The following is a 19809-nucleotide window of genomic DNA, read 5'->3' on the forward strand; positions in this document are numbered from 1 at the left end:
ATCTCTTAGTTGATGCTCAAAAGGTGGACGTCCACTGCCCTTATCAGCAGTTCGACATCTTGCCTGGCCAGTGCCTTGCACCCTCTGGAATCCCCGGCCTCATCCAGCCGATAACCCAGAATGTAGTTTCCTAGCCGCAACTTGGCGTCACAGTAGGTCCATATCTTTCCCTGAAATGAGCCGGTTCCGGCGGTTCTGAACTTGACGGCGCCGAATTTGCTCTTCCCTGGCACGGGAAGGTTGATCCCGTCGGCGCCATCCCTCCATGACCACATGCGCCTCAATGCTTGAAAGTCTGTCTGATGGTAGGTAACAGAGAGCTGAACATGCCGCTTCGCACACCAGCGCCGCTTGAGTGTCAAAAGACTCCCGCCATCGAGAAAGCTGGGGTCTCTGGCGGCCTGAGGCCAATCCTCGTCGTATGTGTGTACTTCAATCTCTGGACATTCCCCCTCCGCCTCCGGCGTCTGGAGGGAAGCCCAAGCGGCATCGCGCAGAGCACGGGGATCAACCTGCGCCATGGAGTAAGTTTCCCAGTTGCAAAGAATGAATAAGAGACCGGCTACGACGCCGGCAGCGAGAACTTTTGTCAGAACGCGCTTCATCCTATCGATCTTCATTTTTCTTCGAGTAGATGTACTGCTCCGTTTCCACTGGGGCACGAATCACCTTTAGACCAGGCCAGGCGCGAACTTCCTTCCTTAACTGATCCAAGGTCATGCGATCTCCATACTTCTCATACAGATGAATACCAAGCCGGATCGCCGATGAATCAGGAGGGTCATCGAGGCCCTTTCGCCCCTCTCCTTCGAGTAGGGCTCGCCGCCACGCATTTGACCTCTCCTCCTTCTTTCCTCTTTTTCCATAGAGGGTGGCTAGCTGCGCAACTCCCGCCCCCGACAACAATGTATCACCGTGAAATCCTGAACGCCTTCCAATGTACCCGTAGTGAACATTGGACCATATCTCGTATCCGTATCGATCATTACCATCCTTGAACCATTCCGCAGGGGTTCCCTTGAATTTCCTGCGGTCCTCGCGGCCCACCGTCACACCGGTGCTGAGCATCGGCTTGTGATCCCAGGCATGTTCGGGCCATACCAGATTCGCCCATCCGGCAAGAGCCCAAGTCTTCTGAAGCTTTCTGTTTGCCTCCGCCAACATATTCACGGCCTTGCTTTGGTAGTTCTCCTTCATTTCCCCGTGCATGAAATCGGTAACTTCATCGAAGCTCCCTCTTGCCTCCGGCCCGCGACGCAGTTCTTCCAGGAGCGGATCAAGCACCCTCCCGGACGGCAAGGAGGGAGGCTTTCCGTCCTCGTGATACCTGCCAACGTCCGGCCCTTGCAGGCCCAGGGCTCCATGTTTTCCGTCATTTCCCACGCCCGCCTTCTGGGCTTCTTCTATGTCGCTATCCAACTGGAGTTTCGCCACGAAATCCTGCCCGCGCAGGAAACCGTCCATGAAACTTTTGTTTGAATTCCTGTAGCCGTTCATGTGTTCTTTCCTGCAAGCTGCATGGACGCAGAGTGCATCCGTCATGTGCAAAGGTTGTGCAAATCCCGCGGATTTACTGCCCTACCCCAACTCCTCCATCTCCTCCGCCAGCTCTACCGACTGCACCCGCGAGGTACCGCTCAGCTCGACCTCGAAGCCGGCTTGCGCGACGCGGTCGGGCAGGACGAATTCGGTGACGGAGGTGATGGCGCGGCTGAAGTACGGCTGGCCGTCGGCGAGGAGCGTCAGGACCAGGTCCTCGTAGTCGGCGGCACGGACCTGGGCGCAGGCGAAGGCGGTGGGGCGCGGGAGTTGGAACAGGCGGGAGCGCCAGGTGTAGGGACGGCGCGTGCTGCCGCCCTCCCATTGCCAGACGGCGTCGTCGATCACCAGCAGCAGGCGGTCGCTCAGCGCGTCGCTGAAGGCGGCCTGGGCCCAGAGGTCGATGAACACCAGGCCGAAGCCGTTCGCGCGGGCGTCGAGGATGAAGCCGCCGCGTTCGCCGCCGCTCTTCTCGTAGAAGCCGAAGTAGCGGTCGTCATGCGCCACGCCGAGGATGGAGGCGGGGTTCAGGGCCTGCCATTGCTCGCGCGTCATCAAGGCCTCGGTCAGCAGCAGCGGCGCGCCCTGGCCGTTGATGGCGACCAGGCCGTCGGGCGAGCTGTAGACGATGCCGAAGTCCTTGAGGTTGGCGACGCTGCGCCTAGCAGAGCAGGCGTAGGGCACTTCCAGCTTGCGCATGGACATGGCGTCGGGCGTGTAGCCGGTGGCGACGTAGGGGTGCGACTCGGTCAGCACCACCACGCTGGCGTCGATCGCGCCGATGGCGACGATGGGGTAGTCGGTGGCTAGGCGGTAATCCAGCGGGAAGGCGTGGTAGCGCCCCTGCGCCGACAGCAGCAGCTCGTTCTTCGAGAAGCCGGCGAGGAAGCGGTTGGGCATGGCCAGCAGGCCGCGCAGGTCGGCCGGCGGCAGGTCATGGAGCTGCGACTCCAGCACGCCGCCGAGGTCGGTGTCGGCCTGGAGGTCCACGTAGCTCTCCTGCGCCAGCGGGATCTTCGCCAGGAACTGGTAGGCCGTGCCGCTGGCGCCGGTGGCGGAGCGGTACAGGACCTTGTGGGTGATGCCGTAACCGGGCGGTGCGGCGACGGGGGTGGCGATGGTCACCGGGGCGTTGCTGTTGCGCTGGGCGCTGCGGCTGTGCGGGCCGGGCGGGCCTTCCTCGCCGTATTCGTTGCAGAAGGTCTGCACGTAGCTGACGAAGACGGTGGCGTCGGGCTGCTCGGGCTCGGGCGCCACCACCGTCAGGCCGATGTTGTCGAGCCAGACGTAGCGGCCGTGGAAGTTGCCGTAGAAATTGAAGCCGGAATACGGGCCCGCCACGCCGATCTCGGTCTGCACGGCGTCGGCCAGCACGCTGCCGCTGGCCTTGTCGCGCACGGTGACGCTGGCCATGGCGCGGTTCCGGTCGCGCATCTCGATGTCGATCTCGAACTGCAGCCAGTTGCCGGCGTAGGCACCGGCCGAAGTCAGCACGGTTTCCACCAGCGTGCCGCTGTCGGTCCAGCTGTTCATGGCGTTCCAGCTGACCGAGCCGCCGGGGTTCAGGCGCAGGCCGTAGGCACTGCCGGCGGAGGTGGCCATCACCAGCGCGGCGATGGCGCTCTTCGGATGGGCCCTGGCTTCGTACTGCAGGCGCACGCGTGGCGATTGCTGCGTGCTGAAGTTGCGGTACATGAAGGCATGGCGCGAGTCGCCGTCGTAGCGGATGCAGGGCGCGGGCTGGCCCTGCGAGCTGTCCACGGTCAGGCGGCGGAAGCTGTTGCCGTTGCCGTCATTGGGGCTGGTGGTCCAGCCGCTGAGCGTGGAGCCGTCAAAGGACTGGCTGTAGTCCTGCGAGGCCAGGGTGATGGAGTCGATGTACCCGTCGTTGATATCCGCACCGGCGCGCAGGCAGCGCAGCTCCAGGCGGACCTGCGCCGCGTCGGCGGGAATCTGGCCGCTGATGGTGCGCTGGCGCCATTGCAGGGCTGGGCTGCTGGCTTCCGGTGCGGCGTCCACGCGGCCGATCTCGGTGTCGCCCTCGTCGAGGAACAGCAGGGACATGCCGGCCTGGCCGGCATGGGCGCCGCTGGCCTGCCACCAGCTCAGCGACAGCCCCTGCCCCGCCACGAGGCCGACCAGGTCCATCGGCAGGGTCTGGTGGGCGCGCGTCTCGGCGACGCTGCCGCCGTGGAAGAAATAGCCGCCGGCCTGCGGCGCGAGGTCGGCGACGTCGCCGGCGGCGTGCACGCCGAGGTCGCCGGCATCGACGATCCAGCCGGCGGTGCCGGCGCTCTCGGCGCCGGGGTTGAGCAACTCGACGTTGGAGGCTTCGGGCAGCGCGCCGTCGAGGCTCAGCTGCGGCGCGGCCTCCGGCGCGGGCACGCCCAGCAGCAGGCTGTCGCAGGGGTATGCGCCGCCGCAGGCACCGATGGCGCGGGCGATGTCGGTGACGCGCGGCGCGTCGGTGCCGGTGAAGTACGTGCGCTCGGTTTCGTCGCCGGCGATGGGGCCGCGCGCCACGTCCACGGTGACGGCGCCGGCGCCCAGCTCGGCGGCGGTCCAGTGCAGCCAGTGCTGCCGCGCCATCAGGTGGAGGCTGCGGATTTCGCCGCTCTTGAACAGCGCGGCGATCTGCGCCGGCTGGCGCCAGGCTTCGAGATCTCCGCTGAGCAGGCGCGCGTTGGTGGCGACCTGGGCGCATTCCGGCGGCAGCAGCTGCGGCGCGACGCGGGGGATGAGGCCACGCGAGGGTTCGATGCGGATTCTGGTCATGGCTTAGAGCTTATCCGTGAATAAAACACGCACGCGACGGCGTGCCATTTTCGTGTCCCGCTAACCCTATCGACCCGCGGTGTACTAGACGTACATAAGGGGCGATAGGGGCCGCGGGGCGCGAAAATGGCCCCGTCCCTCCGGGTTGCGCCAGAAATCGCGCCATGCGGCGCCGGCCGCTGCTTATTTGGAACCACCAAACCGCGCATCGGCCGACTTGCCTGGCGCGATTTCTGGCAGCAACGCGTGCGTGTTTTATTCACGGATAAGCTCTCAATGCCCCGGCGGCGGCAGTGCCACGGCGTAGACGGGGAACTCGCCATTGCCGCGGGGGCCGACGACGTGCGCGGGCCCCTCTGAGATCGAGCAGAGCACGTAGTGCGGGAAGTACTCCCACTCGGGATAGTCGACGGGATTGCCGTAGAACAGGTCCTGCAGCTGCAGCCAGGCGACCGACTCGCCGTCGGCGAAGCGCAGTGATTGCGGCGGCGCCACCAGTCCGCCGGAGAAACCGAAGCCGTAGTAGCCGTCGCCGCCGTCCGGGCCGATGACGCTGGCGTGGACCACCAGCTCTCCGCGCGTCCAGGGCTGCCCGCTGCGCGTACGCTGCAGCGGCAGGGCGTAGGAGGACGCCGCCTGGAGAAGATTGACCTCGCGCTGGAACTGCACCACCACGGGCGCGGCTTCCGCCGCTACGCGGCGGTGGACATGTCCGTAACTCATCTCAGAATCTCCGGGGTTGCACGCGCAGGCCGTGCGGCATGTGGGCGCGCAGGGCGCTGCCCTTGGCGTTGATCCTGGCGGCGTAGAACAGCAGGTCGTGGCGCGTGGCCAGTTGCGGCGAGGACCAGGCGGCGCCTTCCATGGCGCAGACCCGGGCCAGGGCGCCATGCGCCAGCGCCTGGTCCCAGTGCTGCAGCAGGTCGTCGCCCAGGGTCTGTGCCTGCGCCGTGGGCTGCACCACCGCGCTCACCCGCAGCGGCTCGTCCAGGCCGCTTGCGTCGGCGGGTGGATACGGCAGCAGCTCCAGCGTGGCCGGCGGCAGCCACAGGAAGCACGCCGGCCGGCCGCTGCGCTGCGGCAGCTGTCGCGGGTCGGCGGGCTGCAGCGGGCGGCCGCGGTACTCGGCGGCGTCCACGCCGATGACTTCCTCATCGGCGTCCGGCGGCGTCAGATCGTAGTGGCTGACGCCGGGCAGCAGGCTCACTTCCAGCGTGCGCCGGGCGAACCAGGAGTCGCGGCAGAATTCGCGCGCGGCCTGGCGCAGGGCGTCGAGCAGCAGGAAGTCCGGGCAGCCCTGTGCCTGCCGCCGGCATAGCGGCAGCAGCGATTCCAGCGCGCCCATCAGTTGTCCTCGCCGCTGCGGGCCGCCACGTCCGGGTCGGTGGGCGCGAAGCTGAACTGCAGCTGCGACTTCAGGCCCAGGGCGTTGGCGAACAGCGTCATGTAGGCGCCGGAGCGGTTCATGTCGCCGGACTTGCTGCTCTTGGCGTAGGCATAGGCCACCACCCAGTTGTGCAGCGGGTTCTCGTAGAGATCGTCCAGCGGCAGCGTTTCGGCGGCGTCGACGATTTCCGCCGGCGCCTTGACGCCCTGCAGTTCCACCCAGCCGGCGGCGGCGGGGAAGACGTAGAACAGCCGCGGCAGGCGCCTGTCGTGGCAGTAGTGCAGCACCGCCTCGCCCGTGGCCGAGTGCCAGTCGGGGTAGCCATGGTCCAGCTCGTTGCGCTCCACCTGGCGGATGGCGCGGCCCGGCGTGGCGCCGTCGGCACCCAGGTTGCGCGTGAGGCCGAGGAACTGGATGAAGTCCTGCGGCAGATCCTGGCGCGAGCCGCCCACCAGCTCGAAGGGCTGCGCGGTGGCCGCCACGTCGGGCTTGGCGGCGACGATGGCGCCGATGCCGGCGTTGAGATAGTCCAGCAGTTCCGCCGGCGGCCAGCGCACGCCGGTTTCGTCGAACAGGGTGCGTGCGGCGCGCTGCAGGATGCGGGAACAGGCGATGCTGCCCATCAGGTTTTCTCCGTGAAGGCGTCGGCCTGGCGCTGGGCTTCGGCGGCGGCGGTGGTGTCTACGGCGGGGGTGGCGGCGAGCTGGCGGCGCAGGCGCACGGATTCCTCGCGCTTGCGCGATTGGCGCACGTCCTGCTGCTCGCGCATCAGGCGGGTGGCCATGGCGCGATCGTCGGCGCGGCCGCGTGCCTGGTCGATGCCGTGGACGTGGGCTGCGGGCAGCTCGTCGACGATCTTGAAGCGGGCGCTGGCGGCGAGCAGCGCGCTGTAGGGATAGACCGCGCCATCGTCGCGGATGAGGTACTGGGGCATGGGGGTTCCTGCTCAAAAGTAGCCCCTCTCCCGCTTGCGGGAGAGGGGTTGGGGAGAGGGTTTCTGTAAAAGGAGAGAGGATTGACAATTCCAGCATTTACAGCACCCTCTCCCCTGCCCCTCTCCCGCAAGCGGGAGAGGGGAAAGGTGCGGCTTACTTCTTCTGGTGCGTTTTCGTTTCGCAGTACGCCTTGCGTACCCCCGCGCTCTTGCGCGTGCCGTCGGGCGTGGCGTTGGGCTGGGTGTAGGGGTTCACGGGCTTGGCGAGTTTGTCTTTGAGGTTCATGGGGGTTCCTTCGATAGAAAACCTGGGAGAAGACGTAGCCCGGTTTGCCGAAGGCAAGCCGGGGAGCACAGCTGGGCATGGCTCCCGGCTTCGCTGCGCGAAACCGGGCTACGGGGAAGGTCAGCTTTGTGGCTTGCGCTTACAGCGCCGACAGGTCCGGCGTGACGCGGCCCAGGGAGAGGTAGCGGGGTTCCACCACCTTGTAGCCGTAGACCGCCAGGCCACGGATGGCGGAGGCGAACTTGGTCTGCAGGCGGATGACCTCGGCGTTGATGAACTGGTTGGCCCAGGTCACGCCGTCCTTGTGGCCGGCGATCACCGGGGTGACGTTGAGCGTGGTGTCGATGTAGTCCGTCAGCTGGTTGGACTCGTAGATGGTCAGGCCGTCGATGGTGCCGAGGCGGCCGTTGCGGATGGCGCCTTCGGCGTCGCCGGTGATCAGCGCCGACTTCACGTCGGTGTTCTTCAGGATGGTGCAGAACCAGGCCGGCAGCACGACCCAGCGGCCGACGCGCGACACGCCCTGCTCGGTCAGCGACTGGTTCATGCGCATGAGGAACTTCACGGCGTTGTCGGCGTCGATCACCACCGGCGCGCCGACGGCGCCCAGGTCGATGGCACCGGACTTCCTGCCGGCGCTGGCGCCCTGGTTCTGGGGGGAGATGTCGGCAACGATGCTGGAGAGGAATTCGGCGTCCTGCTTGAGCACCACCTGCTCGGCGGCGTCCTCGGCGTACATGTCCATCAGGCCCATGTCGCTCTGGATGCGGTCGACGTCGTCGAGCACCACGGCGTAGTACTTGCCGCGGTTGAGCTCCAGCTCGGTGGCGTTGTCCTCGGGGGTCTCGTAGGCGATGTCGAGGTTCTTCTGGTAGTCGCCCACGGAGACGTCGGGCGTGCGGCGGATGACCACCTTGTCGCCGAGCTTGGTCACCTCGCCTTCCCAGTCGTTGCTGGTGATCTCGCCGCAGACCGTCATGTCGTAGTGCTTGACGGTGGCCTTCTGCGAGAACAGCGTGGGGATGTACTTGGCGGTGCCTGCGCCGTTGGCGGAAAGATTCGGGTAGGTGCCCGAGATCTGCATGTTTGCCATGTGTGTTGGTCCTTGTGATTGGGTTGGGTTGAGGGTTGATGGATGGGATCAGCCGATGCGACCGCCGATGTAGGCCTGGTCGATCCGCTGCTGCATGGCCGCCTGTTCCTGCGGCCGGCCGCGGTAGCGCCCGCGCGCCACGTCGGCCTGGAACTGGCGGATTTCCGCCTGGGTGATGGCCGGGCGCAGGTCCGGCGGCGGGTTGCCGCCATCCGGCGAGCTGTCGGGCAGCAGGCGCCTGTGCGGGTCACGCGCCGGGGCAGCGCCCTGGCGCAGGAACTCGCCGAACAAACGCGCTACCCGCGCCGCGTCGCCGCGCTGCTCGAACAGGCTCAGCAGGTCCTGCCGCCGCTCGCCGGTGGCCTCGTCGGCCTGGTCGAGGTACTGCAGGAAACGCGGATCGCCGTTGAGCTCCTGCCACTGCGGCACGCGCCGCGACAGCTCCTGCAGGAAGCCCTCGTAGACCTCGCCATCGCGGCTGCGCCGCACCTGCGCGACGCTCTGGCGCGCCTGCTCCAGCTCCTGGCGCAGCGGTGCCATCTCGCGCGACAGCAGCAGCTGCAGCTGCGGCTCCAGCGTGCGCTGCGCCGCCCGCAGCACGGCGCGCAGGTGGTCTTCGCCGTGCTGCGCGATCTGCTCGGCGCTGAAGTGCTGGCCCAGGTCCAGCTCCGCCACGGGGTCGCGTCCGCCGTCGATCTGCCGCTGCAGGTCGCCGAGTTGCTGCTGCATCTGCTGCAACTGGGCCTGCTGGCCGATCTGTTCGCGGCTGCGTTCCTCGCGCTCCCTGCGCAACATCCCTTCCGCGGTCTGGAAGCGCGAGCGCCAGTACTCCGGCGCGGGCGCTGCTTCAGTCAGTGCCACCGCGTCCGGCTCGGGCACGGGGTCCTCCGCTGGCACCGGCTCCGGGACGGGAGCGGGTATCGGTGCGGGGTCCGTGCCCAAGGTTTCCGGAGGCGCCTCCGGTTCGTTGGCGGCGGCGATCTGCTTCTGCAGGTTCTGGATGTTTCGCGGGTAACGTCGGCTCATCTTCAGTTTTCTCCACGCCGCGACGCGCCGGGGCCCGGGACGGGTCGGCGGTTGGGCGTCTGTGCTTGGGGTTGAACGGTGGAAACGAAAAAGCCCGGCGCGATGGCCGGGCTTCTGCATGAGCTCTGGACGCAAGCTCTCTGGGGACTATTTTACGCGGGTGGCGGGGGATCTCCTAACGGAGTTCCGTATTTTTCGGGGTGTCGTGCGCGGCAGGCGGGCGGGGCCGTCTAAGTTGGCTCTGTCGCTTCGGACAAGAGAGCCAAAATCCGGTCGATGGCAGCAGAGGCAATTTTCATGTCATACATGTTGTCTGGCGGGACCCTGAGCAGGAGCCAATGCAGGTAAGCCACGAATCCCGCCTTCCTTTCGGGAGTTGTCAGTGCTTCCTCCAGCTCGATGTCGCGCAGTCCAGGCGCCGAGTTTTCATGGTCATCCATCCAGGCCTTGCAGACTTCCGGAAGCCAATCGATCGCTGCACCCGGGCCCTCCATATACGCCATGAAGTTCAGGCCAATGGCCTTGAGCAGTTCACGAATGTCAGGGTCCCTTACGAATGCGGCCCCACCGCCGAAATAGATCGCGCTGGTGGTCATTTGATTTCTTCCTCTGTGTAGACGATGCGCACCTTAGCATCAGTGGATCTCCTAACGGAGTTCCCCATTTTTTTGGAGTGTCGTGCAGCGACTACGGTTTCAGGAACATTTCCATGTCATCCAGGGCGTCGGCAACAAAGCCTGACACACGAGGATCACTGGCCTTGGCGTGCAGGGCGGTCAGTACCTTGTCGCGATCAAGCCGGCCGTGAATCCTGGCGACGTGTCCGAGGCATGTGGCGGCCACGCCAGCAACATACTCGTTTTGCGAATCCAGATATTGCAGGCATTGATCTTGCACCCACTGCCAGTCACCGTCATAGAAAGCAATGGAAACCAGCGCCCTGCATATTCTTTCCGGATCGCGCGAGGCGAATGCCTGGAGCGCGGCATCCCTGCCTGGGTCTTTTTCTTCCATGGCCAGACTCACCCAGGACCAGTTCCAGCTGAACCCAGCACTCGTCCGACGCAATCCTCCCAGTCCTCCCAGGCGGCGGGATCGGCGGGGATGCCATCCGGCAGGAACTGCAATGAGCTCAGAAGCGCGGCAATGTCTTCTGACTTTGTGGCACGAAACTCCTGCTCCAGGAACAGGATCATCGCTCGGTACGCGTCCTTCTTCGACAAAATAACCTGATCGTTCATCACTTCCATCCTGGCCTTTCCGGAGCGGCCAATCCCGTAACAGGATTGTACTCGCGCGGCGCTTGTGGTTGAGGTGGAACGGTGGAAATGAAAAAGCCCGGCGCGATGGCCGGGCGTCTGGGTGAGCTCTGGACGCAAGCTCTCTGGGGACTATTTTACGCGGGTGGCGGTGGATCTCCTAACGGAGTTCCGTATTTTTTGGTTAGGTACGCGACGGGGACGGAACAGGCCCACGACCTACCACTCCGCTCCCAACTTTCCGGCTTCAAACAAGTCGATATAAAACCCCGCTGTCCGCCCTGTGCCCAGCGCCACGGGCTCTCCGCTCTTCCGATCAACCAGAACAGGAGCATTGCCCACAAGACGGTCCTCGAACACGTCAGTTTCGAGGTGGCGACTGGATTCATAGAAGAATACAAAGCAGGTGGGCCTCTCGATCGTGTGCTCATCGAGAATCACGAAAGAGTATCCCGCGCTGGCGTCGGGCTGCCCCAGAAATCTAGCTGCTATCTCCTTGGCGGTTTCATAGTCCATCACATCGTCCTTCACTGCTCGCTCCGTATCCATTGAAATCTCTTGTAGCCCTGACCTGACAGCAGGGGTTCTCCCATGCGCTGCCCATCACGATATTTGACCACACCCCGGCTATCAACAACGACATTGAACACGTGTCCGGGGATACCGGGGCCGCGATCCGCAAAAACAATGCCCTTGGCCCCTGGTCCCATCTTCTGAAACATGGCCGTTATCTCTTCAAGGGAAGCCGCCTTGGTAAAGCCGGCTTTCCCCTGGATGGCCTTCGGAATTTCGCTGATGGACATACCCTTCGTATCAAAGTGCGGCAGCCCCGATGCCGGGCGCCCCGAAAAAGTCGCATCCAGGGCCACCGCGCAGTTGACGCAATTGTGTGTTCTGCCAACGTCAGGAAATCCAGGATTGGTCTTGGGAACGGAACCGCCATACGCCTCGGCACTGGCATCCGGCACCTGTCGATCTTCAGAGCCACGGCGCTTTCCAGAATGATCCGTCTCAATCGGCCGTCGAGCGGTGCCGCTATCATGCTCGATGGACTCACGCAACGGAGGAACAACATCCTGTTCCTTCGCCACATACCGCCGCTGCTGATACCCTCCCGCCGCGGCCGTCGCCACGCCCACCGGCGCCAGCAAGGCCGGACCGATCGCCGCAGCGATCACGTTCTTCCAGTCGATCTCGCCGCGTGCCAGCTTCTGCGACAGGGCATCGGCAGTGCCGCCCAATGCGGCCTGCGCGGGGATCTGGACCGAGGCGTTCGTCAGCTCCCGGGCGATGGGGCCGGCGGCGGAGCGGGCAAATACGCGGCCGGCCAGCACCGTGCCGCCGGCGCTCGCGCCGGCGGAAATGATGCCGGCCTTGCGTGCGGGCTTCATCGCCTCGGACATCAGCGCGCGATTGCGGAAGGCTGCGCCCAGCGCGACGGGATCTGCGATATCGATGCCGCGACGCTGCAGCTGGTAGAACATCTCGGAAGAGACGCCGGCCTCGTAGCCGTCGTCGGCACCGACGAATACGGCTCCACCCAGCGCAGCGCGCCCCAGGGCCTTGGCGCCAAGGCCCAGGCCGGCGCCGACTTTCCTGATCATGCCTCCGCCGATGACCATCTTCAGCGCAGTCGGAGCGAATTCGACGGCGGCGGGGACGGCGAGGTCGCGCACGGCGGCGCCGCGGTGCTCCCAGGCCAGCTTCGCCGCGCCCGCCGCATCGGTGCGGCGCCATTGCCGCAGGAAATCCGAGTCCGGAATCGCTTCCTGGTCGCGCTGGGCTGCGGCAGTGCGCTGCACCAGTTCGGAGAACAGCTGCTCGGTGTTTCTCAGCGCAACCCTGCGTCGCCCAGGTTCCGTGGGAATGGCGCTGCGGACGCTCTCACTCGCCACCTCGGGGCTGCGCAGGCCCTCCATGTAGTCCACTAGCTGTAGTGCCTGTTCGGCGGAGTTGCGCTGGCGCAGTCGCGCGAAGCCCTGGCGTGCCCGGTCCGTCCAGCCGGGATCCTCCACGGCCGGGAGCCAAGGGGTATCTGCGGGAAGCCCCAGGCTGTCTTGCAGGAATCGCTTGCCGTAGTCAGGCCCCAGCAGGGCCTGGCGTTGCGGCGGCGCATCGCGGCGCGGCGGCGCGGGTGGCGGGTCCAGCACGAAGCCGGGTGGCAGCACCGGGCCCTTGTAGGGAATCAATGTCATGTGGTTCTCTGGACTCCAGGCAGGTTCTGCTCGCTGCTGCGCATGCCGCGACGCGCCGGGTCCCGGGACGGGTCGGCGGTTGGGCGTCTGTGCTTGGGGTGGAACGGTGGAAACGAAAAAGCCCGGCACGATGGCCGGGCTTCTGGGTGAGCTCTGGACGCAAGCTCTCTGGGGACTATTTTACGCGGGTGGCGGTGGATCTCCTAACGGAGTTCCGTATTTTTTGGACCCAATTGCGCGACAGGCGAGTCGAGACCCGCCCTACAGGATGCGCATCACTTGTAAGCCACGCCAGCGCTGGCCGGGCCGCCCAGGGGAATCACCTCGGTCCGGCTGAAACCTACCTCGCGGCACCAGCCGGCGAAGTCGGCGCCGGTGAAGTCGAAGGCGTCGCCGAATTCGATCAGCATGTTGAGCGACATCAGCAGGCCGAAGGCGTTGTCGCGGCGGGCGTCGTCGATGAGGTTTTCCACGACGATGAAGGCGCCGCCCTGGGGCAAGGCGTCGTAGGCGGCGCGGATGAGGTGCATTTTCCGCTCGAGGTTCCAGTCGTGCAGGATCAGGCCCATGGTGATGACGTCGGCCCTGGGGATCGGCTCGGCGAAGAAGTCGAGCGGCTGCGCGGTGATGCGGTCGGACAGGCCCGCGGCCTTGATCTTGCGCTGCGCGATCTCGGTGGCGGGCGGCAGGTCGGCGGAGATGCAGCGCAGCTGCGGATGCCGGCCGGCGACGATCATGGACAGCTGGCCAGTGGCGCCGCCGACGTCGCAGAGGGTCTGGTAGCGGGAGAAGTCGAACTTCTCGGCGAGCGCGTGGAAGTTGCCGGCGGAGATGCCGCTCATGGCGTCCATGAACTGCTCGAGCCGTTCGGGCTTGCTGTAGAGCTCGGCGAACATGGAGGTGCCGGTGCTCTTGACCTCGTTCTGCGGGCGGCCGGTGCGCAGGGCTTCGGGCAGATCGCCCCAGAAGCGGTAGAGACGGGCGTTGGCCATTTCCAGGAAGCCGCCGATGAACTGCGGGCTGTTCCTGTCGAGGAACAGGGCGGTTTCGGCGGTGTTGCGATAGCGCGAGCCGGGGCCGTCGCCGTCGCGCTCGAGGAAGCGCAGGGCGACCAGGGTGTCGAAGAAGTCGGGATTGGCGCGCGGGTGCAGGCCCAGGGCGGCCTGCAGCTCGGCGCCGGTGAGGGCCTTGGTGCCCAGCTCGGTGAAGAGCCCCAGTTCCACGGCGGAGAGCAGGGCCTTGGCGGGGAAGAAGGCCATGCCGACCTCCATGATCCGGGCGGGAGACAGGGTGTTCATGCGGGCATTCCTTTCCATGGAGGGCGGAGTCCCGAGTGTACCTAAAGCGGGGCTATAGCCCAGAGACGGGTTCCCGGGCGGAAGCCCGGCCTGAATCGCCATACCGGGTGGCTATTGCCAGCGCTTCAGCAGGCGCAGGACGTAGAAGCTGGTGGCGATGGAGAGCAGTATCAGGCTGCCGCCGGACAGGGAGAAGCGGCTGAGGACGAGGATGAGGGCCCACCAGGCGAGAAGGTGAAGCGCCGTCTTGCGAAGCAGGCTCTCGTTGTCTTCGGCAGGAGCCGGGACGAGGTTCGACGGGGCACCGCATGAGGGGCAGCTGGCATGGGTTGAGAGCATGGGCGCCTTGCACTGCCAGCACTTGATGACTTCCATGGGGGTCTCCCTTGATTCCTGCGCAGAACGGGGCTTTGGCTACGCTAGCGCCCGGCCTGCAGCATCGCAGCCATCTTCTCGTGGATCAGGTTGACGGCCTTGAGAGGACGGAGCATCACCTTGAAATCGGTGATCTGGCCGTTGTCGTTCCACTTGATCATGTCGATGCCGTTGATGCTGATGCCGTCCAGTTCCAGTTCGAACTCGAGGATGGCGTCGCGATCCGATCTCAGTTCGCGGACGTAGCGGAAGGTCTCGTTGCCGAAGACGGCGAACGCTGCGGCGAGGTACATCTTCGTGAGTTGCTTGCCGGCCTGGGGCCTGTGGACGACCGGGGAATGGAACACGGCATCGTCGGCCAGGAGGGCGTCGAGGCCCTTGACGTCCTTCTGCTTGAGGAGGGTGTGCCAGGTGGCGATCGGGTCGGGGGTCATGGGAGACCTTTGGTTTCAGGGGATATGGGAGAGACGCGCCAATCTACTACTGAAATGAGGTGCGTCGCACGCGAATGATGCGGTTCGCAAGCTCACCGCATCCTACGGGATATGCTTCTCAGAACAACCTGCCGACGATCTCACTCGCAATCGAGTACAGGCCCACAAGCCCGCACAAACCTACAGACACGAACACCAGCGTTGTTGGGCCGCGCCGACCCAGAGGCACAACCTTGTGCAGCGGCTCGGCGCCCTGAAGATGGAAGCTTAGTGTGAAGTCCGGAATGTCTGTGTAGGGGCCGATGACCGACGGACGTACGACCTGAAGTGGATAGGCGCCGGCTTGGGCTTGTGTCCCGGCGTCAGCAGCAGCAATCAGTGCTTCACCAAGGGCGCGGAGAGAAACAGGATTCCCCACCACCATCAAGCCGTGCTCCTTGCCGGAGTAAGCGTGCAGCCAGAGTTTGTCGATCATGTGTTGTCCCAGTCAAACCGAAATCCATGCGTCACCGCCACCTTGGCAAGCCTCAATACATTCAGAGTTTCTGGAAGGGCGGAAACTTCCGCTCCACGGGCTGGTTGAGTTCTCGGAACCTGCGCCCGTAGTCATCGCTGGAGAAGCCGATCGACGCGGTGGTCTGGTCGCAGGCCACGACTCGCACCGGCATCCGCATCTTCATGAAGAAGACGGCGAAGGGGTAAGCGCACCAGAGCAGCATGAGGAGCGGCATCAAGACGTGGTCGCGCAGCAACGGAACCGCCAGCAGGGGCAGGACCAGCAGGATCGGGAGGAAGAGGAAGCCGACGAACAGGTCGACAAAGCTCTGGTGCGACAGGAAGCCGTTGAACCCGCCCAGGCGACGATGCAGCTTGCATACGGGGTAGCTGACGGTCACGAACGATCGGGTGTAGGTGGAAAGAAGCGGATTGACCCCGGAGATGGTCGAGTGCTTGGATTCGGCGTATGCATGCATCGTCTGGCCGCAGTAAGCGCAGGTGTCCGGCCACCTGAGTTCCTGGCTGCGCAGGATTTTTACGATTTCCACGTTTGCCTCTTTGCTTCAATGAGCTGAGCTGGTTTTTCCATCCATCATTTTCAGAAGGCGGGATGCTCCCGCCCTACTCCGCCGCAAGCCGCGACAGGCGGGTCAAGGACCCGCCCTACGTGAACTGCATATTCTTGATAACCAACAGGCGGGTCGAGGACCCGCCCGGGTTCGTTTACCGACATTCGAGCTGGTACTTCGGTGCTATTCCGATCAGCCCATGGTCGCCGGAGTGGATGTACGAGCAGGTCTGCCCCTCCGGCAACTTTTCGATGTAGAGCCGGACGGCGTTCACGCCCGGGGCGTACTTCATCACGTACGTGCCGCCTGGCTCCAGCTCTACAGGCACTTCTCCATGGGCAACGGAAGAGAAGTTGTCGAGGATCCTGAAGTACTTGAGCTTCAGGGCATGCGGCCCTGGCGGTAGCTGTATGGCGTGGGCGAAGACCTGTCCCCAGTACTGCGGGGTCTTGATGCCATCGGCCTCCACGAACATCACGGTGCCGCCATCGTCCATGGCGCCCCACAGGATGGCCGCCGCGATATCCGGCGGATACACCATGCCCTTCACTTCGACGGGCCGCACGTTGCTCTGGCAAGCAGCGCAGGCGAGAACCGCCAGCAGCACACAACCTGGGAACAGCTTCAATTTTTTCTCCTGAAGTATCTCAACCCGACCTGAAAACGGCAGCACAGGGCGGATCGTCGATCGGGCTTTCGCGACAGGCGGGTCAAGACCCGCCCTACGGCCGGGCAGCTGTTTCCACAACACCCTTCCAGAGCTTTTCGAACTCTCCGAGCAACTGCTGGAACGAGGTGGCTTCAGTCTTCAGGCGGGAGCTGTCGATGGCTTCTTCGCTGGACCACACGGTGGCCCGCTGTTGTTCCCTGGCGGTTGCTTCCATCACGCCATAGACGTAGCCGGTGCGAACATCGAACAGGGCGGCCGAGGCCGTGGTCGAGACCTGGGCCTTCTTGTTGGGGAGGAAGCCCAGGGAGATCAAACCCAGCGGGCCGATGTCGGTGCTTTCCACGTTGAAGCGCGTGTCGAGGGAGTAGACGAGCAGCAGGTCTGCCTTCAGCGTCGCGGCGGCGACCCTGAGGTCCTTGGTCGAATTCAGTTGGTCCGACAGGAGGATGCGGCTCATGGCGGCAAGGCCCGAGATCTTGGGCAGGCGCCCCAGGCGCTCGAAGTCCTGGTCTGTCTCCACGTCGCGGGTGGTGACGACGCAGTAGCTGCCCTTGCCGTAGCACTGGTTGCCGCGCGAGTAGTAGCCCGTGCCCTGCACGCGGGCGACGGCGATGCGGGCCGGGAACGGCGAAGCCGGCTCGCGTTTCATGATCTCCGCGATGTCGGTGTCGGCCCTGGACAGGTTGCCGACATTCACTCCCGCGCCGGGGGTCTGGTAGGTGGCACAGGCGGAGAGCAGGAGCACGAGGGCGCAGGCCATGATGGGAAGGGAATGCTGGAGTCCGGTGCGCATGAGTACTCTCGATTGATTGTGCTTTACGGTTGGTTGGCGGCGCGACAGGCGGGTCAAGGACCCGCCCTACGTGAACTTTTACTCCAGGGCATTGGAATTGCACTTCTTCCGGCTCAGCACGTACCGGCCGTACGATGCCGCTGCCGCGCTGGGAGACCCCATGTCGGCTTTGACAGACTGGAGATCCAGGACTCCGCTCCTTGGGTCAAAGTTGCCCTTCACCTTGTTCCTGAAGGAGTCATTGAACTCCATGATCAAGAGATTCTTTTCTCCTTGTAATGCACCGTTTCCCAGGACTTGGTGAGCACCTCCAGCGGTCTCGATACTGAGGCCGAATCTATTGCCCTGTACTTCCAGGCAAACGGTGTCGCTGACATTTGCAAAGCTCTCGGGCTCTCCTGCAAAACTGGAAGAGGCGCACCCCGCGAGGAGCGGGGCAAATAGAGCGACCCGATAGTTCATTTCTTCTCCGTATCCGTCGAAGTACGCCGGGCGACTTGCCGCGACGGCGGGTCAAGGACCCGCCCTTGAACTTCTACTCCAGGGCGTTGGAAGTGCACTTCTTCCGGCTCAGCACGTACCGGCCGTACGATGCCGCTGCCGCGCTCGGTGACCCCATGTCGGCCTTGACAGACCGGAGATCCAGGATTCCGCTCTTTGGATCAAAGGTGCCCTTCACGTTGTTCTCAAAAGAGTCACTGAACTCCATGCTCAAAAGATTTTTTTCCTGTTGCAATGCACCGCTTCCCAGGACTTCATGAGCGCCTCCAGCGGCAACAATCCGGAGGCCGAATTTTTCACCTTCCATCTCCAGGCAGACGGTGTTCCTGTCATTGGCAAAGCTTTCAGGCTCTCCCGCAGAACTGGAAGAGGCGAAGCCCGTGAGGAGCAAGGCAAGCAGAGCTATCCGACGCTTCATTTCTTCTCCACTTCTGCGGAAATATCACCCAGCAAATCAGCCTCTTTGCTGACTCTCGCTTTATACCAGTCTTCAATCGCAAACGGATAGTCACGCAAGCTTGACTGTACATCTGCCCACTTCCCTGTGGTCACCCCGGACCACCAGGCCGCTGCATTCTTTTTTTTCGTAAAAGAACGGCCTTGGTGAAAGAATCTGGAAAAGACCACGGTCTGCTGTGCCGGAGTCAAATTCGCAAACTTCGGAACACTCTCTATTCGAGCCTCATCATACTTCGCCGCCACATCGCGAGCGAATTTTTTCTTCACTGCAAAAGTGATGTCCCGTACCTCTTGCACAGTGACCTTCAGGCCGCCCGTTTCCTCCAGTTTCGCCGTCGCGTCCGCCAGCTTCAGGCCAGCATATGGAAGCAGTTTTTTCGTCAGGACCTCCGGGAATCCGAACGCTTTTATCTCTGCCTTGCTGAACTGCCCGACGTCGAACCCTACTCCGATCGTTACTCCACTCTGGCCGTCCGGAATATCGGGGACATAGCCCTCCAGGCTGAGCCCTTCGTACTCGAGTATGGAGTTGAAATCAATCCTGGTTTTCAGTTCGGCGTTGATCCGGGAAAACTCATCACCAACCACGTATTTCTTGACCGCAGCAAGAGTCTTCGGACCATAAGTTCCTTGTTGCTCAAGCCCAAGCCGTTCCTGCAGCTCTTTGACTTCGTCTCCCTTGCTGTTCGGCCTGAGCGACTCGATCAGCTCGGCGGTGCGTACGGTTGCGTCCTCCTTCTCGGCGGGAGGGGCAGTCGCGGTCAGGCCTTCCGCAGACCTCCTCGGGACTATGCTCGCTCCTGCCTCGGCCCGAGGCTTCACCGAGGAAAGCTGTTCGGACGCGGGCTCGGATTTCTCGGCAACTGCTCCATGCGTTGCCCTATCTCGGGAGTCCATTCCCTCGTCGGCAACTGCTCCATGCGTTGCCCTATCTCGGGAGTCCATTCCCTCGTGCGCCTGCAGCCGCTTGTTCGGCGGGACGTCTCGATCCTTTCGAGGCGTCAACAGGGCAGGACTTACTGCTGCGGCGATGGCGTGCTTCCAGTCTACGTCGCCGCGAGAACCTCTTTGGGAAAGGGCTTCTGAACCGCCGCCCGGAGTGAGCTGCGCCGGCAACTTCGCGGTAGCGTCACCCATCCTGGCGGCGTCATCGGAGGCGTCGCGCTGGCGACGACGTGACGCGGCATGATTCAGGCGGTCCAGCAGTCCGGTGCGTTCGGCTGCGCGCCCCTGGCCGGGCTTCGCTTGCGGTAGGCGGTCTTGCAGGAATTGGTCGCCCTGTTCCGGGCCCATCAGAGCGCGGCGGCGGGGTGGTGTCAGAGGCTGCGGGTCTGGGGCAAAGGCGGGTGGAAAAGCCTGAATTCTGCTTGATGGCATATGGGTCTCGTGATGGTCGTGCTGTTATCCGCGCTGTGATCTCGCCAAGGCCTGCTGCGCGGTCTGCGGGGCCTTGAGGAGTTGTTCCAGTGCCAGGGCGCTGCCCTGGGAGCGATGTAGGGCGGGGCCTTCGAGGCGGCGGTTGGATTCGTCGGCTTGGGTGAGCGATGCGGTGAGCCAGGACTGGTAGAGCTGGAAGTCGGGGTTGGCTTGCAGGCGGATGAGGGCGGTGGCGGTGCGGGGGTCGAGGGTTTGCATGGGGTGTGGGTATGGCTGGGTTTGAGGGGCTTGGGGGGTGCCTCGATACGCCGCTTGCGCGGCACTCGGCATAAACGGGTTCG

Annotated in this window: 26 protein-coding genes; all 26 read right to left on the bottom strand. The window is 64.2% G+C overall.

Features of this window, described 5'->3' with window-relative positions; all coding sequences use genetic code 11:
- Positions 1 to 5: 5 nt before the first annotated feature.
- Complete coding sequence (locus D0B54_RS17955; protein WP_205527164.1) at positions 6 to 605, bottom strand: hypothetical protein; 600 nt, start codon at positions 603 to 605, stop codon at positions 6 to 8.
- A 1-nt stretch (position 606) separates the two neighbouring features.
- A complete protein-coding gene (locus D0B54_RS17960) occupies positions 607 to 1497 on the bottom strand; it encodes a polymorphic toxin type 44 domain-containing protein (RefSeq protein WP_162932523.1) in 891 nt (296 codons plus the stop codon).
- 81 nt (positions 1498 to 1578) lie between these two features.
- Positions 1579 to 4314, bottom strand: a complete 2736-nt coding sequence (locus tag D0B54_RS17965; RefSeq protein ID WP_117292750.1) for a hypothetical protein — start codon at positions 4312 to 4314, stop codon at positions 1579 to 1581.
- 273 nt (positions 4315 to 4587) lie between these two features.
- A complete protein-coding gene (locus D0B54_RS17970; RefSeq protein ID WP_117292752.1) occupies positions 4588 to 5037 on the bottom strand; it encodes a hypothetical protein in 450 nt (149 codons plus the stop codon).
- Between the two features lies 1 nt (position 5038).
- Positions 5039 to 5659 (bottom strand): phage adaptor protein, encoded by a 621-nt coding sequence (locus D0B54_RS17975; protein WP_117292754.1) that lies wholly within the window; start codon positions 5657 to 5659, stop codon positions 5039 to 5041.
- On the bottom strand, positions 5659 to 6324 hold the full coding sequence (locus tag D0B54_RS17980; protein ID WP_117292756.1) for a phage adaptor protein: 666 nt from the start codon (positions 6322 to 6324) through the stop codon (positions 5659 to 5661). Before D0B54_RS17980 ends, D0B54_RS17975 begins: the two co-directional genes overlap by 1 nt.
- Complete coding sequence (locus tag D0B54_RS17985) at positions 6324 to 6635, bottom strand: hypothetical protein (RefSeq protein ID WP_117292758.1); 312 nt, start codon at positions 6633 to 6635, stop codon at positions 6324 to 6326. The genes D0B54_RS17980 and D0B54_RS17985 overlap by 1 nt, the downstream gene beginning before the upstream one ends.
- Before the next feature lie 154 nt (positions 6636 to 6789).
- Positions 6790 to 6921, bottom strand: a complete 132-nt coding sequence (locus tag D0B54_RS25015; RefSeq protein ID WP_256365893.1) for a hypothetical protein — start codon at positions 6919 to 6921, stop codon at positions 6790 to 6792.
- 139 nt (positions 6922 to 7060) lie between these two features.
- Complete coding sequence (locus D0B54_RS17990; protein ID WP_162932524.1) at positions 7061 to 8014, bottom strand: phage major capsid protein; 954 nt, start codon at positions 8012 to 8014, stop codon at positions 7061 to 7063.
- Positions 8015 to 8062: 48 nt separating this feature from the next.
- On the bottom strand, positions 8063 to 9040 hold the full coding sequence (locus D0B54_RS17995) for a hypothetical protein (protein ID WP_117292762.1): 978 nt from the start codon (positions 9038 to 9040) through the stop codon (positions 8063 to 8065).
- A gap of 230 nt (positions 9041 to 9270) precedes the next feature.
- Positions 9271 to 9636: a hypothetical protein gene (locus tag D0B54_RS18000; RefSeq protein WP_117292764.1), complete on the bottom strand. Its 366-nt coding sequence runs from the start codon at positions 9634 to 9636 to the stop codon at positions 9271 to 9273.
- A 91-nt stretch (positions 9637 to 9727) separates the two neighbouring features.
- Positions 9728 to 10054: a hypothetical protein gene (locus tag D0B54_RS18005; RefSeq protein WP_117292766.1), complete on the bottom strand. Its 327-nt coding sequence runs from the start codon at positions 10052 to 10054 to the stop codon at positions 9728 to 9730.
- 8 nt (positions 10055 to 10062) lie between these two features.
- Positions 10063 to 10290, bottom strand: a complete 228-nt coding sequence (locus tag D0B54_RS18010) for a hypothetical protein (protein ID WP_205527165.1) — start codon at positions 10288 to 10290, stop codon at positions 10063 to 10065.
- A gap of 228 nt (positions 10291 to 10518) precedes the next feature.
- Complete coding sequence (locus tag D0B54_RS18015; protein WP_117292768.1) at positions 10519 to 10848, bottom strand: YrhB domain-containing protein; 330 nt, start codon at positions 10846 to 10848, stop codon at positions 10519 to 10521.
- Positions 10827 to 12494: a toxin glutamine deamidase domain-containing protein gene (locus D0B54_RS18020; RefSeq protein ID WP_117292770.1), complete on the bottom strand. Its 1668-nt coding sequence runs from the start codon at positions 12492 to 12494 to the stop codon at positions 10827 to 10829. The genes D0B54_RS18015 and D0B54_RS18020 overlap by 22 nt, the downstream gene beginning before the upstream one ends.
- Positions 12495 to 12769: 275 nt before the next feature.
- Positions 12770 to 13792, bottom strand: a complete 1023-nt coding sequence (locus tag D0B54_RS18025) for a methyltransferase (RefSeq protein ID WP_117292772.1) — start codon at positions 13790 to 13792, stop codon at positions 12770 to 12772.
- 111 nt (positions 13793 to 13903) lie between these two features.
- Positions 13904 to 14167: a hypothetical protein gene (locus D0B54_RS18030; protein ID WP_117292774.1), complete on the bottom strand. Its 264-nt coding sequence runs from the start codon at positions 14165 to 14167 to the stop codon at positions 13904 to 13906.
- A gap of 44 nt (positions 14168 to 14211) precedes the next feature.
- Entirely contained in the window at positions 14212 to 14601 is a 390-nt protein-coding gene (locus D0B54_RS18035) for a nuclear transport factor 2 family protein (RefSeq protein ID WP_117292776.1), read from the bottom strand.
- A 118-nt stretch (positions 14602 to 14719) separates the two neighbouring features.
- Positions 14720 to 15076: a hypothetical protein gene (locus tag D0B54_RS18040; protein WP_117292778.1), complete on the bottom strand. Its 357-nt coding sequence runs from the start codon at positions 15074 to 15076 to the stop codon at positions 14720 to 14722.
- A 61-nt stretch (positions 15077 to 15137) separates the two neighbouring features.
- Positions 15138 to 15647 (bottom strand): hypothetical protein, encoded by a 510-nt coding sequence (locus D0B54_RS18045; RefSeq protein ID WP_117292780.1) that lies wholly within the window; start codon positions 15645 to 15647, stop codon positions 15138 to 15140.
- Positions 15648 to 15822: 175 nt separating this feature from the next.
- Positions 15823 to 16296 carry a hypothetical protein gene (locus D0B54_RS18050; protein WP_117292782.1) on the bottom strand — a complete coding sequence of 158 codons (474 nt, stop codon included), beginning with the start codon at positions 16294 to 16296 and terminating at the stop codon, positions 15823 to 15825.
- Positions 16297 to 16390: 94 nt separating this feature from the next.
- Complete coding sequence (locus tag D0B54_RS18055; RefSeq protein WP_205527166.1) at positions 16391 to 17131, bottom strand: hypothetical protein; 741 nt, start codon at positions 17129 to 17131, stop codon at positions 16391 to 16393.
- Between the two features lie 78 nt (positions 17132 to 17209).
- Positions 17210 to 17593 (bottom strand): hypothetical protein, encoded by a 384-nt coding sequence (locus D0B54_RS24410; RefSeq protein WP_162932525.1) that lies wholly within the window; start codon positions 17591 to 17593, stop codon positions 17210 to 17212.
- A 73-nt stretch (positions 17594 to 17666) separates the two neighbouring features.
- Positions 17667 to 18050 carry a hypothetical protein gene (locus D0B54_RS18065; protein WP_117292786.1) on the bottom strand — a complete coding sequence of 128 codons (384 nt, stop codon included), beginning with the start codon at positions 18048 to 18050 and terminating at the stop codon, positions 17667 to 17669.
- Complete coding sequence (locus D0B54_RS18070; protein ID WP_162932526.1) at positions 18047 to 19384, bottom strand: pesticin C-terminus-like muramidase; 1338 nt, start codon at positions 19382 to 19384, stop codon at positions 18047 to 18049. The genes D0B54_RS18065 and D0B54_RS18070 overlap by 4 nt, the downstream gene beginning before the upstream one ends.
- 108 nt (positions 19385 to 19492) lie before the next feature.
- Positions 19493 to 19726, bottom strand: a complete 234-nt coding sequence (locus D0B54_RS18075) for a hypothetical protein (RefSeq protein ID WP_117292790.1) — start codon at positions 19724 to 19726, stop codon at positions 19493 to 19495.
- Positions 19727 to 19809 lie beyond the last annotated feature (83 nt).

This window comes from Solimonas sp. K1W22B-7, from assembly GCF_003428335.1.
Lineage (GTDB): Bacteria > Pseudomonadota > Gammaproteobacteria > Nevskiales > Nevskiaceae > Solimonas_A.

Coding starts and splice junctions, on each gene's coding strand:
- D0B54_RS17955 (WP_205527164.1), bottom strand. CDS start 605: ATGAAGCGCGTTCTGACAAAAGTTCTCGCTGCCGGCGTCGTAGCCGGT.
- D0B54_RS17960 (WP_162932523.1), bottom strand. CDS start 1,497: ATGAACGGCTACAGGAATTCAAACAAAAGTTTCATGGACGGTTTCCTG.
- D0B54_RS17965 (WP_117292750.1), bottom strand. CDS start 4,314: ATGACCAGAATCCGCATCGAACCCTCGCGTGGCCTCATCCCCCGCGTC.
- D0B54_RS17970 (WP_117292752.1), bottom strand. CDS start 5,037: ATGAGTTACGGACATGTCCACCGCCGCGTAGCGGCGGAAGCCGCGCCC.
- D0B54_RS17975 (WP_117292754.1), bottom strand. CDS start 5,659: ATGGGCGCGCTGGAATCGCTGCTGCCGCTATGCCGGCGGCAGGCACAG.
- D0B54_RS17980 (WP_117292756.1), bottom strand. CDS start 6,324: ATGGGCAGCATCGCCTGTTCCCGCATCCTGCAGCGCGCCGCACGCACC.
- D0B54_RS17985 (WP_117292758.1), bottom strand. CDS start 6,635: ATGCCCCAGTACCTCATCCGCGACGATGGCGCGGTCTATCCCTACAGC.
- D0B54_RS25015 (WP_256365893.1), bottom strand. CDS start 6,921: ATGAACCTCAAAGACAAACTCGCCAAGCCCGTGAACCCCTACACCCAG.
- D0B54_RS17990 (WP_162932524.1), bottom strand. CDS start 8,014: ATGGCAAACATGCAGATCTCGGGCACCTACCCGAATCTTTCCGCCAAC.
- D0B54_RS17995 (WP_117292762.1), bottom strand. CDS start 9,040: ATGAGCCGACGTTACCCGCGAAACATCCAGAACCTGCAGAAGCAGATC.
- D0B54_RS18000 (WP_117292764.1), bottom strand. CDS start 9,636: ATGACCACCAGCGCGATCTATTTCGGCGGTGGGGCCGCATTCGTAAGG.
- D0B54_RS18005 (WP_117292766.1), bottom strand. CDS start 10,054: ATGGAAGAAAAAGACCCAGGCAGGGATGCCGCGCTCCAGGCATTCGCC.
- D0B54_RS18010 (WP_205527165.1), bottom strand. CDS start 10,290: ATGGAAGTGATGAACGATCAGGTTATTTTGTCGAAGAAGGACGCGTAC.
- D0B54_RS18015 (WP_117292768.1), bottom strand. CDS start 10,848: ATGGATACGGAGCGAGCAGTGAAGGACGATGTGATGGACTATGAAACC.
- D0B54_RS18020 (WP_117292770.1), bottom strand. CDS start 12,494: ATGACATTGATTCCCTACAAGGGCCCGGTGCTGCCACCCGGCTTCGTG.
- D0B54_RS18025 (WP_117292772.1), bottom strand. CDS start 13,792: ATGAACACCCTGTCTCCCGCCCGGATCATGGAGGTCGGCATGGCCTTC.
- D0B54_RS18030 (WP_117292774.1), bottom strand. CDS start 14,167: ATGGAAGTCATCAAGTGCTGGCAGTGCAAGGCGCCCATGCTCTCAACC.
- D0B54_RS18035 (WP_117292776.1), bottom strand. CDS start 14,601: ATGACCCCCGACCCGATCGCCACCTGGCACACCCTCCTCAAGCAGAAG.
- D0B54_RS18040 (WP_117292778.1), bottom strand. CDS start 15,076: ATGATCGACAAACTCTGGCTGCACGCTTACTCCGGCAAGGAGCACGGC.
- D0B54_RS18055 (WP_205527166.1), bottom strand. CDS start 17,131: ATGCGCACCGGACTCCAGCATTCCCTTCCCATCATGGCCTGCGCCCTC.
- D0B54_RS24410 (WP_162932525.1), bottom strand. CDS start 17,593: ATGAACTATCGGGTCGCTCTATTTGCCCCGCTCCTCGCGGGGTGCGCC.
- D0B54_RS18065 (WP_117292786.1), bottom strand. CDS start 18,050: ATGAAGCGTCGGATAGCTCTGCTTGCCTTGCTCCTCACGGGCTTCGCC.
- D0B54_RS18070 (WP_162932526.1), bottom strand. CDS start 19,384: ATGGGCCCGGAACAGGGCGACCAATTCCTGCAAGACCGCCTACCGCAA.
- D0B54_RS18075 (WP_117292790.1), bottom strand. CDS start 19,726: ATGCAAACCCTCGACCCCCGCACCGCCACCGCCCTCATCCGCCTGCAA.